The organism is Nocardia shimofusensis NBRC 100134, from assembly GCF_001613125.1.
GTDB lineage: Bacteria > Actinomycetota > Actinomycetes > Mycobacteriales > Mycobacteriaceae > Nocardia > Nocardia shimofusensis.
Map to the genome: position 1 here is coordinate 1 of NZ_BDBT01000009.1, position 13,350 is coordinate 13,350.

Genomic DNA, 13,350 nt, shown 5'->3' on the forward strand with positions numbered 1-13,350 from the left:
CTCTCGATGATCTGCGGTGGTTTCGGACATCACATCTCTTCTCTCGCGTCGGCACGGCCGGGTCCGAGATTAGTCAACTGTGATCCACGCCGCGTCAGGATGTGCCCGTTCGGATGGCGAGCCCCGCCGCATCACCGCCGGCTCCCTCAGTAGCCTCGTATCCCGTGACCGATCCGCTGCAGCCCCTCGTCGACCTGCCGGGCGTGCTCGATGCCGCCGACCGCGCCCGCGACGCGCTGGCGGCTGTCCACCGGCACCGCTCCAACCGGCGCGGCTGGCAGACCACCGCCGCCGAGGCCGCTGTCCGCGCCGCCCGATCCTCCGCCGCGATCGACGGCGGCGGCACCGACATCCCTGCCGACGGCCGGGTCGAGGATCCGATCCTGGCCGGCTCGTTGCGGGTCGGCCAAGCCCTCGACGGCGACGCGCTGCGCAATCTGACCGCCACCTGGCAGCGCGCCCCCCTGCAGGCGTTGGCCCGGTTGCACCTGCTGGCCGCCGCCGACCTGGTCTCCGACGAACTGTCGCTGGGCAGGCCGCGCCCCGAACCGGGGGTCGCGCAACGCCTCGACCTGCTCGTGCAGACCCTGCACGCCACCCGCGCCCCCGCGCCGGTGATCGCCGCCGTCGTACACGGCGAACTACTGTCGCTGCGGCCCTTCGGCAGCGCGGACGGCATCGTCGCGCGCGCCGCGTCGAGACTCGTGACGGTGGCCAGCGGGCTGGATCCGCACAGTCTCGGGGTGCCGGAGGTCTTCTGGCTGCGTCGTAGGCAGGCCTACCTGGACGCCGCGGCCGCGTTCGGCACCGGCGACCCGAACAGCGTCGGCGGCTGGGTCATCCTGTGCTGTGGTGCGCTCGAAGACGGCGCGCGGGAGGCGACGTCGATCGCCGACGCCGCCGCGAGCTGAACGCTTTCCGGAAGACGGACGCTGCTACCGAAGAACCGACGCTGCTACGAAGAAGCTGGAACACATCGAAACGGGCGGTGCGATCGCCCTGCGACGATTCCACCGCCCGCTAGCACGGAGCACCCGGTTACCAAGCGTGCTCATCTGGGTTGTGTTCCATGGCCTCGGCGATCATTCGGACTCCGCCGGTTCATCCCCGCAACCTGTGCGAGGCTCTCGCCGTCGGCAGTCGAACTACGCAGGCCCACAACGCTGCTGCCCTTGTAGCGGCGTGCTCCGCGTGGGTGCCTGGCCTCCGTGCTGGGAAAGTCGGGCGGGGGGCCGAACCTTCTCTTCCGGTTCGGTCGTGGCCATCCGGCCTTCCGTAGCTACCTTTCTACCACTGTGGGACAGCTCACTCAAGGGGTTGAATATCCAGGTGGAAACCGTGTCTCGCGTGTCGCCCGCATGTCTCGAACTCGCGTCGAAGGCTGTCAGCGACGTTTCCGCAACAGTCGGTAGCCGACGGCTCCGGCCAGCACCGCGCTCAGCCCGACGGCGGCCGTCGCCGCCACCGTGGTGGACGAGGGAGCCTGGAAGCGCGCCCACAGCGACACCGGGTTCGAGAAGGTCAGGATGGTCCATCCCCGGGTGACGGCTTCCCTGCGCAACGCGCGATCCGGATTGACCACGGTGGGACGGCCGACCGCGCCGAGCATCGGCAGGTCGGTGATCGAATCGGAATAGGCGTAGCAGCGCGAGAGGTCGTAACCCTCTGCGGCGGCGAGCTTTTCGATGGCGCTCACCTTGCCTTCGGCGTAGCAGTAGAACTCCACCTCGCCGGTGTACTTGCCGTCGGCGACCACCATCCGGGTGGCGGCGGTGTGCTGCGCGCCGAGTGCCCGCGCGATCGGGGCGACGATCTCTTCGCCGGAAGCCGAGACGATCACGACATCGTGCCCGCGGATCCGATGATCGGCGATCAGATCGGCGGCCTCGGCGTAGATCACCGGATCGACCAGATCGTGAAGTGTCTCGGCCACAATGGCTTTCACCTGCTCGACGTCCCAGCCGGCGCACATCTTGGTCAGATGCTCGCGCATCCGCTCCATCTGGTCGTGGTCGGCGCCGGAGAGCAGGAACAGGAAATGCGCGTAGCTGCTCTCCAGCACCGCGCGGCGATTGAGCAGGCCCTGGGCGAAGAACGGTCTGCTGAACACATACGTGCTCGACTTGGCGATCACCGTCTTGTCGAGATCGAAGAACGCCGCGACGCGTGCTGCGCCGTCCGGGGGGTGCGTGGTGGTGGGCGCCGCCCTCGGGGCCGCGACCACGGGTTCGTCGTCCTCGGCCGTCACCTGTTCAGGATAGGCACGACGACGGCGCCGCGGGTTCCGGCCGGCCGTTGAGGATGCCGCGATGTTTGCTCGCAAGACGCCGGAGGCGCGAACGATCACGAAAGTTCTTCCACGCCGCACTTGCGTCGGCGGCGGGCGATGGGTGTAGTATTGCTGGCACCTGGACATGTTCCAGGCGTGTTCAGCCCGACCCCCCGGGGCTGAACCCCGACGGCCCCAGCCTCCTCCCCCCCCGGCTGGGGCCGTCCTCTATTTCCGGATGGGCGCACTTTCGTTCCCGCGACGTCCTCCACAACCGGTGAGTTATCCACATTCGGCATTCGTGTTCTGTCGGCGATCGGTTGATTCCGCGACGCTGACGGACATGCCCCACGATCCGCTCGAATCCCCGCTCACCCGGCCCGCGCTCGTGTTGATCCGTGACGATCGACTCCGCGAGGAGGTGCGCCGGGTCGCCGCCGCGGCCCAGCGCGCACTGGTGGAAACGGACCCTCCGGTGGGCCGGCACAGCTGGTCGAGCGCACCGTTGGTGATCCTCGACACAGCATGCGCTCGAGAGTGCGTGAGTGCGGTTTATCAACGCCGGGTGGGGGTAATCCTGGTGACCGATGGTGAGCCGGGGCTGTCGGATTGGCAGAGCGCGACGGCTGTCGGAGCGGAGCGGGTGATCGCACTTCCCGGTGCCGCGGTGGGGCTTGTCGAGAAGTTTGCTGAGCACGGCGAACCGAGGGCGGGCGATGGTGTCCTGGTCGCCGTGGCGGGCGCTTGCGGAGGCGCGGGCGCCTCGGTGCTGGCGGCGGCGACCGCGTTGCGAGCGGCGAGCGGACCGTCCGCCCGTCGGATTCTCCTGGTGGACGGCGCCCCCTTCGGAGGCGGTCTGGACCTGCTGCTCGGCATCGAGAGCACGCCCGGATTGCGCTGGCCGGATCTCGTCGTCGAAGACGGCCGTGTCGCGGCGGGCGCACTGCACGACGCGCTGCCGAGCGCGGCGCCTGGACTGGCGGTGCTGTCCTGCGGGCGCGGCGGTGCCGGTCGATTGCCCGGCCGCATCGGGGCTGCCGCGATCCACGCTGTACTCGAAGCATGCCGTGCCGCAGGCGATCTCGTCATCTGCGATCTGTCCGGCGAGCGCGGAGCGGCCGCCGACCAGGTGCTCGATTCGGCCGATCTGGTGGTGCTCGTCGTACCGGCGCGACTGCGCGCGGTGGCCGCCGCCGAATCCGCAGCCGCCCACATATCGGCTCGAAATCCCCATCAGGGCTTGATCGTTCGCGGTCCCGCGCCCGGTGGGCTGCGCGGAGAGGAGATCGCCGACGTGCTCGACCTACCGCTGCTCGCCGCGGTGCGCGCGCAGGCCGAGCTGCCTGCCCGGCTCGAACGCGGCGGGCTGCGGATGTCGCGGCGCGGTCCGCTCGCCATCGCCGCCGCGGCGGTGCTCGACGTTCTCGACGCACCGGAGCGGGTTCGATGAGCACCCTGGTCACCGCCGAACTGCTGGATCGGGTGCGCCATCGGATCGCCGGTCACAGTGGTGATCCCGACCCGGCGCGTCTGGCCGCCGCGGTCCGGGCCGAAGCGGGCGGTGTCCTCGGCGACACCGATCTGCTGCGAGCCCTGCGCCTGCTGCAGACCGAACTCACCGGCGCGGGACTGCTCGAACCGCTGCTGAACGATCCCCGCGTCGCCGATGTGCTGGTCACCGCGCCCGATGCGGTCTGGATCGACCGTGGACACGGCCTGGAGAAGACGGCGGTCACCTTTCCCGACGAAGCGGCGGTACGCAGGCTTGCGCAGCGGCTCGCGCTGTCCGCGGGCAGGCGATTGGACGACGCCCAGCCTTGGGTCGACGGCAGGCTCAGCGGTACCGGATCGGCCCTCGGCGCTTCGTTCGGCGTGCGCCTGCATGCCGTGCTCGCCCCGATCTCGCACGGCGGAACGTGTCTTTCGTTGCGGGTGCTGCGTCCCGCGACCCAGGGGCTGGACGCGCTCGCGGCCTCGGGAGCGGTACCCGCGTCCGCGAAGCCCCTGCTGGAAGCCATCATTCGTGCCCGCTTGGCGTTTCTCGTGGTCGGTGGCACCGGAGCGGGGAAGACGACGCTGCTTTCGAGCTTGCTGGCAACGGTGGATCCAGCGGAGCGCATCGTCTGCGTGGAGGACGCCGCGGAGCTCGCGCCACCGCATCCGCACGTCGTGCGGCTGGTCGCCCGCACCGCGAATGTCGAGGGCGTCGGCGAGGTGACAGTCCGCGACCTGGTGCGGCAGGCATTGCGGATGCGACCGGACCGGATCGTCGTCGGAGAGGTGCGCGGCGCCGAAGTCGTCGATCTGCTCACCGCGCTGAACACCGGGCACGATGGTGGCGCGGGGACCGTGCACGCCAACTCGCCCCGCGAGGTGCCCGCGCGACTGGAAGCGCTCGCCGCGCTCGGCGGCATGGACCGCGCCGCGCTGCACAGCCAGCTCGCGGCAGCGGTCCACGTGGTGCTGCATGTGCGACGCGCCTCGGATGGCTCGCGGGGGTTGTGCGAGATCGGTGTGGTCGAACGCGCTGAGGACGACCGGGTGCGCATTGCCGCAGCCTGGCGGGCGGACGGCGAATCGTGCCCGGCCGCAGCGCGATTGACGACCCTGCTCACCGAGCGGCTCGGCGGGTGACCCCCGGCACCGGTCTGCCTCGCCCGGCGCCCGGCGATCGGCCGAACCGCGGCACGATCGAAGGCCGGGCTCGCCGAACGGCTCGGCGCATGCTCCCGGTGCCGGTCTGCCCGGCCCGGCTGACCGAGCGGTTCGGCGCGTGACCCCGCCGCCGGCCTGCGCGGTCCTGCTCACGGAACGGCTCGGCGGATGATCCCCGCACTGGTCTGTCTGGCCTCGGCGCTGTTGGTGACGTCGGCGCCCGCCGCCCGCCGCCGCTTCAGCGCGTTGTTCATCGCACGCCCGAGCGTGTCGTCGGGACGGACGGTCCGCATCGTGGGCGTCGTCGGGGCGGGAGCCGTGGTGGTGGGAACCGGTGTCGGGCCGTTCATCGCGGCCGCGCTGGCGGCCGCCACCGCGACCGTCCGCACCCGCCGGGGCAGACGCGATCGTGAGCGGGGCACCGAATCCCTCCGGCTGCTCGACGCCTTGGAAGCCGTGGTGGGCGAATTGCGAGTCGGTGCACATCCCAGCGCCGCCGCCGAGGTGGCCGCGCGCGAATCCGGTGGCGGTGCGGCAGCCAGGGCCTTCGCCGTCAGCGCGGCCCGAAGCAGGCTCGGCGGCTCGGGCACCGACGGTCTGCGCGACGACGAGTCGGTGATCAGTATGGAACTGAACCGCATCGCCGATGCCTGGCAGGTCGCCGAACGGCACGGCTTGGCGCTTGCCGAACTGCTCACCGCCGCGCGTGCCGATCTCGCCGGTCGGGTGCGCTTCCGCAACCGCAGCGCCGCCGCGATGGCCGGCGCACGGGCGACCGCGACAGTGCTGTCCGGCCTTCCGCTGCTCGGCTTGGCCCTGGGGCAGCTGATGGGTGCGCAACCGCTGCGCGTACTGCTCACCACCGCCGTGGGCGACGTGCTGTTGCCACTGGGCGCGGCATTCGTCTGCGCCGGCCTGCTCTGGACCGATGCGATCACCCGGAAAGTACTGGTGTGAGCAATGCCGGGGATTTCCGCCGCCATCCTGCTCGCCGTCGCCCTCCTTTCCTGGCCCGCCCGCCCCGCGCCGAACCATCGCTTGCGCACCCCGTCCGCCGCGACGGACCCGACGCCGTCCGCGCCGAGATCACCCGCTCCCGACCCGCTGTCGATCGCCGCCGTCTTCGATCTCCTTGCCGCCTGCCTGCGCGCCGGACTCCCGATGGCCGCCGCGGCCAGCGCCGTAGCACCCAGCGCTCCCACCGAACTGGGCACCGCGCTCCTGCGCGCCGCCGGCCTGCTCGCCCTCGGTGCCGATGCCACGACCGCTTGGGAGCGCGCTGCCCAGGACGCCGCCGGACGTCCCGGCGCCGCCGAGATCGAGTCACTGGCCAGAATGGCGCGTCGCTCGGCTCGTTCGGGAGCATCCCTGGCCGAAGCCGTCGGCGAGCTCGCAGCGCAGCACCGTGGCGCCGTCGAGGACGCGGCTGCCGCCCGCGCCGAGCGCGCCGGTGTGCTGATCAGCGGCCCCCTCGGCCTGTGTTTCCTGCCCGCCTTTCTCTGCCTGGGCATCATCCCGGTCGTCGTCGGACTCGCCGGTCGCGTACTGGACGGTGGGTTGCTGTGAATCCGTCGCTGAGCCATGCGGAGAAGAGCCTCGGGGAAAATTTACGACCGCGAAACCGAACGTCTCCATGTGGAAATGCCTGTCCCATAACCTGCTCGCCCAGGCACTGTCGTTGCGTCTCTCGGGCGGAACTGTCAGCTCACGCAGGAGAATTCATGAAGTCGCACCGTTCCACCCGCCGCCGGGGCCGTCGTCTGGTCGCCGCCTCGCTGGTCGCCGCCCTCGCCCTCGGACTCGCCGCATGCGGTGGCAGCGACACGGAGAGCACGGACGGCCACGGCAAGATCAGCGTCCAGTACTCCTGGATCAAGAACGAGGAGTTCGCCGGCGAGTTCTACGCCTACGACAAGGGCTACTACACCGAGGCCGGGTTCTCGGCGGTCAACGGGATCTCCGGCCCGGACACCGGCGTGGCCAAGCTGCTGAGCGGAACCGTCCAGGTGGCGCTCAGCGACGCGGCCTCCGTCGGCGCGGCCATCGCCAACGAGGACGCTCCATTGAAGATCATCGGCGCGACCTTCCAGAAGAACCCCTTCACCATCCTGTCCCTCACCGACGGCGCGAATATCGCCACGCCGCAGGACCTCAGAGGCAAGAAGATCGGTGTCCAGGACTCCAACGCCAGCGTCTTCGAGGCGATTCTCAATGCCAACGGCATCGCCGAGAGCGAGGTGGAGGTCGTCCCGGTGGATTTCGACCCCACCCCGCTGATGGAGGGCAAGGTCGACGGTTTCATGGCCTACCTGACCAACGAGGCGCTCACCGTCGAACTGGCCGGTCGCAAGGTCACCAACCTGCCCTACGCCGACAACGGACTGCCCTACGTCGCGGAGACTTTCACCGTCACCGATCACTATCTCGCCGAGAACCGGGATCTTCTGGAGGACTTCCTGATCGCCGAGATCAAAGGCTGGTCCGATGTCTTCGCCAATCCCTTGGACGAGACCGTGGCGTTGGTGACCGAGTACTACAACAAGGCAGCCTCCGACAACACAGACGGCCTGGAATCCACCTTCGGCGCATTGGATCCGGTGAAGACCAAGCGGGGGCTCGAGGCCCAGAGCCTGCTCATCTCCACCGCGGAGACCGAGGCCAACGGCCTTTTCACGATCAGCGCGGAGCTGAAAAAGCAGACCGTCGCGTCCCTGGCCGCCGCGGGCTGGGAGGTCACCGCCGAGGAACTGTTCGACACCAGCATCATCGAGAAGATCTACGCGGAGAATCCCGAGCTCGAGACCTACCTGCCGTAGATCCAGGAGGTCTTGATGTCTTTCGACAACACCATCGCTGCCGACACGGCGCCCTCGGTGTCCGGCACCGGCATCCGGATCGCCGGTCTCACCAAGACTTTCGCGGTCGGCCGTGGCCGTTCCGTCACGGCGCTGGAGAACGCGGATCTGCACACCGAGCAGGGCTCGTTCCTGGCGCTGCTCGGTCCCTCCGGCTGCGGGAAGTCCACCATCCTGCGCATTCTCGCCGACCTGGAGAATCCCACCTCGGGCACCGTCATCGTCGACGGCAAGACGCCGGAGACGTTGCGCCGCAACAGCGAACTCGGTATCGCCTTTCAAGATCACGCACTGCTGCCGTGGCGCAGCGTGCGCAAGAACATCCGGTTGCCCTTCGAGGTGGCCGGGCGGGAGGTCGACAAGAATTACGTCGACGAGTTGATCGCCCTGGTCGGGCTGCGCGGATTCGAGGACAGCCGTCCCGCGCAGCTCTCCGGTGGTATGCGTCAGCGGGTCTCCATCGCCAGGGCGCTGGCGCTGAAACCCTCGGTGCTGCTGCTCGACGAGCCGTTCGGGGCGCTCGACGACATGACCCGCCAGAACCTCAATCTGGAACTGTTGCGGATCTGGACCGAGAAGCCGGCGACCACGCTGCTGGTCACCCACGGCATCTCCGAGGCGATCTTCCTCTCCGACCAGGTCGCGGTGATGTCGCCCCGGCCCGGCCGGATCAAGGCGATCATCGAGGTCGACCTGCCCCGGCCGCGAAGCCCGGAGATGATGCGCACGCCGGAGTTCCACGCGTTGGTGGACAAGGCGTCGGAGATCCTGTTCGGGGCCGACGGACGCGCGGGCGCGGAGTCGTGACCGGGCCCCGCTCCGAGCTGCGGACCCGTGGTATCCACGGCAGGCTCGCTGTTCTTCTCGGCACCGCCGCGCTCGTGATCGGCTGGTGGTTGTTCTCGGTGCTGGCTTTCCGGCCCGACCCGGGCACCACCTACGATCCGGTGCCCTCACCGTGGGCGGTGGTCCGGCAGATCGCCGCCGACGGATTCACCGCGTACTGGGACTTCTTCTCCGTCACCATCCACGAGGCCGTAGTCGGCTTCTTGTGGGGCAACGGCCTGGCGCTGTTGCTCGCGGCCACGGTGCTGCTGGTGCCGCGGATCGAGAGGGTCGTCACACAGGTCGCCGTGGTGACCTACTGCCTGCCGTTGGTCGCGGTCGGAGGCATCTCCATCGTCGCGCTCGGCGGCGCGGAATCGCCGGGTGACCCCTCCAAGACCGCGATCTTCCTCGCTGCGCTGTCGGTGTTCTTCACCACCGTGGTCGGCGCCCTGCTCGGCTTCGGAGCCGCCGACCAGGCCAGTCTCGACGTAGTCCGGGTCTTCGGCGGCGGCCGGTTCCGGCAGCTGTACAAGGTCCGGCTGATCGCGGCCGTGCCCGCGATTCTCAACGCGCTCCAGATCGCCGTCCCGGCCTCGCTGCTCGGCGCCGTCCTCGGCGAGTACATGGGAGCGACGGACCGGAGCGTCGGCATCACCCTCATCCGTTTGCAGGGTCAGCTGGACTCGGTGCGGGTCTGGGCGGTGTTCCTGCTCTGCGCGCTGGTCGCGCTGGTCGGATATGCCGCGTTCGGACTGCTCGCTCGATTGGCCACCCCGTGGGTGGCGGGACGGAGGAGCACATGAGCCGCGCGATGGTACGGGCGATCGGACGAGCGCTGCTCGATGCCGTGCTGACGGTGGTGATCGTGATCGCGTTGTGGCAGGCCGTGGTCAGCTTCGCCGGGGTCTCGCCGTACGTGGCCAAGGGCCCGGTCGAGGTGTTCGAGTTCCTGTTCGTCGACGAATCGGGAGCGAAGGCGGGCGGTCTCGCCGCCGACAACCGTGCTGCTCTGCGACCGCTCACCGTGCAGACTCTCCAGGACGCCGGCCTCGGTTTCGCGGTCGGCATGACGATCGCGGTGGCACTCGCCGTGGTCTTCTCGCTGTCGCGGGCCGTCGAGGCCGGGGTGATGCCGCTGGCGTTGCTGCTGCGCAGCGTTCCGCTGGTCTCCATCTCACCGGTCATCATCCTGATCACCGGCCGCGGCACCACGGCCTCGGTCGCCGCGATCGGCAGCATCGTCGTGCTGTTTCCCGCGCTGGCATCCGTTCTGTACGGCCTGGGACGCGCGAGCCCCGACAGCCTCGACCTGATCCGGGTCTACGGCGGCGGCAGTGCGACGGCGCTGCGCATGGTGGCCCTACCGGGCGCCCTCCCGTCGATTTTCGCGGCGGCCCGGGTCTCGGTGCCGGGAGCGGTGACCGGAGCGCTGCTGGCCGAATGGCTGTCCACCGGCAAGGGCATCGGCGGCTCCATCCAGAAGTTCAGCGCCGCCGCGAAATTCGACGAGCTGTGGGCCTCGGTAGCGGTCATCACCGCGATCACACTCGTGCTCTACAACGTCGTGCAGCTGGTGGAGAACGCGGTGCTGGCGCGCATGGGAATGGGCAAGCAGGCCGCCTCGGCATAGTTCTCCACAGCCACCGGGTTGTCCACATTCGGCGATCGGACGCTGTCGGTCGCGGGTCCTGTCCGCGACGCTGGCCTACATGCAATCCGATCCCGTCCCCCTCGCGGCTCCGTTCACGCCGGTGCCCGATCACGCTGCCGCACTCCGTGCAGCGGCGCGCCCTGACGCCGCGCGTGCCCGGCCGGCGACGGCATCGCAGCCTCGAGTCCGTACGGCGGTCTGTAGCGAAGATCACGAGCACGCGGTGCCTATCCTGCGGGGCCGATCACCAAGACCCGAGCCGCAGGGTCGCTCCCCGGACTTCGGTCCCGCGGGTCCCGAGTACGTGGGCGCGGGCCCGCGGGCTCGGCCTACCGGTACCTCGGTCCTGCGGGTCCCGAGCGTGTGGGCCCGAGCTCGCGGGCCCGGCCTTCCGGTAACTCGGTCCCGCTCGCTGGTGGCGATCGGGTGGGGCCCGAGTACGTGGGCGCGAGCTCACGGGTCCGATCAGCAGGACTTCGGCCGCACGGGTCCCGAGTACGCGGCGCGAGCTCGCGGATCCGATCACCAGGACCTCGGCCACGCGGGTTCCCGAGTCGCGGGCCCCGCTCGCCGTGTGCCATCACCGCCCATCCCGCGCTATCCCCGCGCCTGGTGTGGTGACCCGCTCTCAACTCCTCGCGGCGCCCGCCGCGCGCAGACGGCAATAGAGAAAGGACAACCCGTGCAGATCACCAACACAACCGGTCGGACAGCCCGGAGGTTCGGCACCCTGCTCATGGTCCGCCGTAGCCACGCTGCCGATTCGAAGCCCATTCGTCCGAGCGCTGTCAATGGCCCGGACACGATGGGCGGCTCGGACACGGTGAGGGACATGGACGGCTCCGCTCCGTCTGCCCACGATCTCGTCACCGGTGGGGTCTCCGAGCAGCAGGTGAGTTCTGCCGCTGCAGACTCGACGGGGGGCGAGACCGCCGCCGAAAGCGCAGACGGCATGGGGGACGAAGGTCCCGCGGTTCCTCCGGGCGAGACGAAAAGCCCGAACGCGATCGCGGACGCATCGCCGGGGAGCCTCGACGCGGGGTCGAATCCGAGCCTGCGCGCGGCGACGGCAGGCGCAGGCTCGGCCGCGCAGATCGAAGGACGCGACACGCAGGAGCCGGGTACGCCGCGGGCGGGTGTCGAACCGCTGATCCACGTGCCGATGTTCTGGCGACCGTCGCGGTCGGTCGATGCCGTGAGCACCGACCGATCCGGAACGGTCCCGGAATCTGTGGCTCGCACCACGGCCGCACCGGATGCCCATTCGTCGGAGACCGGCCCCGGCGTTCCCGTCGGACATTCACAGACACACGTATCCGGCCCGCGGAATCCACAGCCGTCGACCGGTCCGCGCCGGGCGCTGGTGCCGATCGTGTCGGCGGACGTGCCGCTGAGGTCGGAGGAGGCACTGTTGCCGGCAGCGTCGGACACGGCACTGCCCGCGGTGGTCTCCGGTCTGCGAGCGGTGAATTCGGGGAAGACGCCCATGCGCTGCGCCTCTCCTCGGTGCGGCTTCGCCTGTCGCGCAGGCGATGGGTACACAGCCGCGCCGGGTGGGCCGGTCGCGCGCCCGGAGTCCGGGACTTCCGGATCGCGAGCGCTCGTCCGGTCGGCATACGCCGCGGCTCCGCCCAGGTCAGGACGTGCGCGCTGCCTGTGGGCGCGACGGCTCAGGGTGCTGCGTATGGGATTGCGGCGGCGACTGCCACGCGCGGTACTCACGGAATGGGCGGACCGCCGCTTCGTCGCGGCCGTCGCCGCGGTGATTGCCTGTTCCATCCGGCCACTCGCTTTCTCCATCCGGTCCGGCGCCATGGGGCGGCGCAGCATCCGTTCCGCGGTCCGGATGACCTGGGTGCTTCTCGGAAGGATCGGCAGAGGACTGCGGATCCGCCTGGTGCGGGCAGTGCGGGCGGACGACGGCATGTCCACGGCCGAATACGCCATCGGCACGATCGCCGCGGCCGCGTTCGGTGCGGTCCTCTACGGGGTGGTGACCGGGGACTCCATCGTGGACGCCCTCACCGGGATCATCGACAAAGCGCTCAGTACCAGCGTCTGAACGGGCGTGCGGTGATGTCGACTTTGCCGGTGGGCCGGTCGGAACCGCGCACCACCCTGACCCGCCTGTTCGCCGACGACGGCGCGGTGACCGTGGAGGCTGCCATCGCCGTCAGCGCGATCATGATCGCCGTGGTGCTCTGCCTCGGGACGTTGCTCGCGGCGTCGACCCAGGTTCGTTGTGTCGATGCCGCCCGCGAGGCTGCCAGGCTGGAGGCCCGGGGAGACTCGGCGGCCGCGCGGTCCGCCGCCGACCGGGTCGCGCCGCCGGGGGCCGATGTCTCGGTGCGGCGCGAGGGCGGTTTCATCGTGGCCGTGGTCACGGCGGGCACGCCCCTGCTGCCGCTCCGCCTGCGAGCCGAGGCGGTCGCGGTGCCCGAACCGGGGACGCAGGCGCACGGTGGGTAGGGGTGGCGACAACGGGGCGGCCACGGTGTTCGCGTGCATCGCCTTGGTCGGACTGATCGCGATCACCTCGATGTTCGTGCACGTGGGCGCGGTGGTGGTGGCGCGGCATCGGGTGCAGGCCGGCGCGGATCTCGCCGCGCTCGCGGCAGCGGGCGCATTGGACAGCGGGACGGAGCAGGCATGCGCTCGAGCGGTCGCGATCGTGCGCCGGATGAGTGGTTCGGTCACCTCGTGTGAGATGGCGGGATGGGAGGTGACGGTCTCGGTGGAACGGAATGTATCGATCGGCGTCCTCGGCGCCCGGACGGTACGCGCGAGTGCGCGCGCAGGACCTGCGCATTAGTAAGACCGACCGGTTCGTGAATGTTCCACAGTGGGATGCTGCAAGGTTGAATTACCGAATACCCGGCCCATTGATAATTACGATGCGGTATCTATATGAACCCGATTGCACTAATACAATTCGCCCCAGCCGCTCTCCAGGCATGCATGGACCGCAATGTCGTAGTTAACATGAAACTATTCCGTTTTATTCTGGGGCCGAAGGTGTCCGCCGAGTGACGGCGATGGCCTGTCAACCTTCCCGCCGTGATCCAGTCCACAATCAGCTATGTGACCGTGCC

General features: G+C 69.7%; 13 protein-coding genes. 12 read left to right on the top strand and 1 reads right to left on the bottom strand.

What is annotated here, in order from left to right:
• The first annotated feature begins 164 nt into the window (after window positions 1–164).
• Complete coding sequence (locus NS3_RS11880) at window positions 165–911, top strand: Fic family protein (protein ID WP_067858283.1); 747 nt, start codon at window positions 165–167, stop codon at window positions 909–911.
• 473 nt (window positions 912–1,384) lie between these two features.
• Here NS3_RS11880 and NS3_RS11885 read toward each other — a convergent pair whose 3' ends face one another.
• Window positions 1,385–2,224, bottom strand: coding sequence for an HAD family hydrolase (locus NS3_RS11885; RefSeq protein WP_067858766.1), 840 nt, complete (start codon window positions 2,222–2,224; stop codon window positions 1,385–1,387).
• Window positions 2,225–2,612: 388 nt separating this feature from the next.
• Here NS3_RS11885 and ssd point away from each other — a divergent pair, with 388 nt between their 5' ends.
• The 11 genes from ssd to NS3_RS11940 all read left to right on the top strand — a co-directional run bounded on the left by ssd (window position 2,613) and on the right by NS3_RS11940 (window position 13,070).
• Entirely contained in the window at window positions 2,613–3,719 is a 1,107-nt protein-coding gene (ssd, locus tag NS3_RS11890; protein WP_067858286.1) for a septum site-determining protein Ssd, read from the top strand.
• Window positions 3,716–4,903 (top strand): TadA family conjugal transfer-associated ATPase, encoded by a 1,188-nt coding sequence (locus tag NS3_RS11895; RefSeq protein WP_067858289.1) that lies wholly within the window; start codon window positions 3,716–3,718, stop codon window positions 4,901–4,903. Before ssd ends, NS3_RS11895 begins: the two co-directional genes overlap by 4 nt.
• Before the next feature lie 189 nt (window positions 4,904–5,092).
• On the top strand, window positions 5,093–5,881 hold the full coding sequence (locus NS3_RS11900) for a type II secretion system F family protein (RefSeq protein ID WP_067858292.1): 789 nt from the start codon (window positions 5,093–5,095) through the stop codon (window positions 5,879–5,881).
• A 3-nt stretch (window positions 5,882–5,884) separates the two neighbouring features.
• Complete coding sequence (locus NS3_RS11905; protein WP_067858295.1) at window positions 5,885–6,490, top strand: type II secretion system F family protein; 606 nt, start codon at window positions 5,885–5,887, stop codon at window positions 6,488–6,490.
• Window positions 6,491–6,645: 155 nt separating this feature from the next.
• Window positions 6,646–7,740, top strand: coding sequence for an ABC transporter substrate-binding protein (locus tag NS3_RS11910; RefSeq protein ID WP_067858298.1), 1,095 nt, complete (start codon window positions 6,646–6,648; stop codon window positions 7,738–7,740).
• Window positions 7,741–7,755: 15 nt separating this feature from the next.
• The gene (locus tag NS3_RS11915; protein WP_067858300.1) at window positions 7,756–8,586 is read left to right on the top strand and encodes an ABC transporter ATP-binding protein; all 831 of its coding nucleotides are present in this window, start codon (window positions 7,756–7,758) and stop codon (window positions 8,584–8,586) included.
• Entirely contained in the window at window positions 8,583–9,410 is an 828-nt protein-coding gene (locus NS3_RS11920; protein WP_218018224.1) for an ABC transporter permease, read from the top strand. Before NS3_RS11915 ends, NS3_RS11920 begins: the two co-directional genes overlap by 4 nt.
• Window positions 9,407–10,237: an ABC transporter permease gene (locus NS3_RS11925; RefSeq protein WP_067858303.1), complete on the top strand. Its 831-nt coding sequence runs from the start codon at window positions 9,407–9,409 to the stop codon at window positions 10,235–10,237. The genes NS3_RS11920 and NS3_RS11925 overlap by 4 nt, the downstream gene beginning before the upstream one ends.
• Window positions 10,238–12,104: 1,867 nt before the next feature.
• Window positions 12,105–12,320 (top strand): DUF4244 domain-containing protein, encoded by a 216-nt coding sequence (locus NS3_RS30340; protein WP_067858772.1) that lies wholly within the window; start codon window positions 12,105–12,107, stop codon window positions 12,318–12,320.
• A gap of 122 nt (window positions 12,321–12,442) precedes the next feature.
• The gene (locus NS3_RS11935; RefSeq protein WP_245649591.1) at window positions 12,443–12,727 is read left to right on the top strand and encodes a TadE family type IV pilus minor pilin; all 285 of its coding nucleotides are present in this window, start codon (window positions 12,443–12,445) and stop codon (window positions 12,725–12,727) included.
• Window positions 12,720–13,070, top strand: a complete 351-nt coding sequence (locus NS3_RS11940) for an Rv3654c family TadE-like protein (RefSeq protein ID WP_067858308.1) — start codon at window positions 12,720–12,722, stop codon at window positions 13,068–13,070. The genes NS3_RS11935 and NS3_RS11940 overlap by 8 nt, the downstream gene beginning before the upstream one ends.
• The last annotated feature ends 280 nt before the right edge of the window (window positions 13,071–13,350 follow it).

Bases quoted from the DNA above. Each gene is read 5' to 3' on its own strand.
- NS3_RS11905 (WP_067858295.1), top strand. From the start codon at position 5,885: ATGCCGGGGATTTCCGCCGCCATCCTGCTCGCCGTCGCCCTCCTTTCC.
- ssd (WP_067858286.1), top strand. From the start codon at position 2,613: ATGCCCCACGATCCGCTCGAATCCCCGCTCACCCGGCCCGCGCTCGTG.
- NS3_RS11915 (WP_067858300.1), top strand. From the start codon at position 7,756: ATGTCTTTCGACAACACCATCGCTGCCGACACGGCGCCCTCGGTGTCC.
- NS3_RS11925 (WP_067858303.1), top strand. From the start codon at position 9,407: ATGAGCCGCGCGATGGTACGGGCGATCGGACGAGCGCTGCTCGATGCC.
- NS3_RS11935 (WP_245649591.1), top strand. From the start codon at position 12,443: ATGATCGCCGTGGTGCTCTGCCTCGGGACGTTGCTCGCGGCGTCGACC.
- NS3_RS11895 (WP_067858289.1), top strand. From the start codon at position 3,716: ATGAGCACCCTGGTCACCGCCGAACTGCTGGATCGGGTGCGCCATCGG.
- NS3_RS11900 (WP_067858292.1), top strand. From the start codon at position 5,093: ATGATCCCCGCACTGGTCTGTCTGGCCTCGGCGCTGTTGGTGACGTCG.
- NS3_RS11910 (WP_067858298.1), top strand. From the start codon at position 6,646: ATGAAGTCGCACCGTTCCACCCGCCGCCGGGGCCGTCGTCTGGTCGCC.
- NS3_RS30340 (WP_067858772.1), top strand. From the start codon at position 12,105: ATGACCTGGGTGCTTCTCGGAAGGATCGGCAGAGGACTGCGGATCCGC.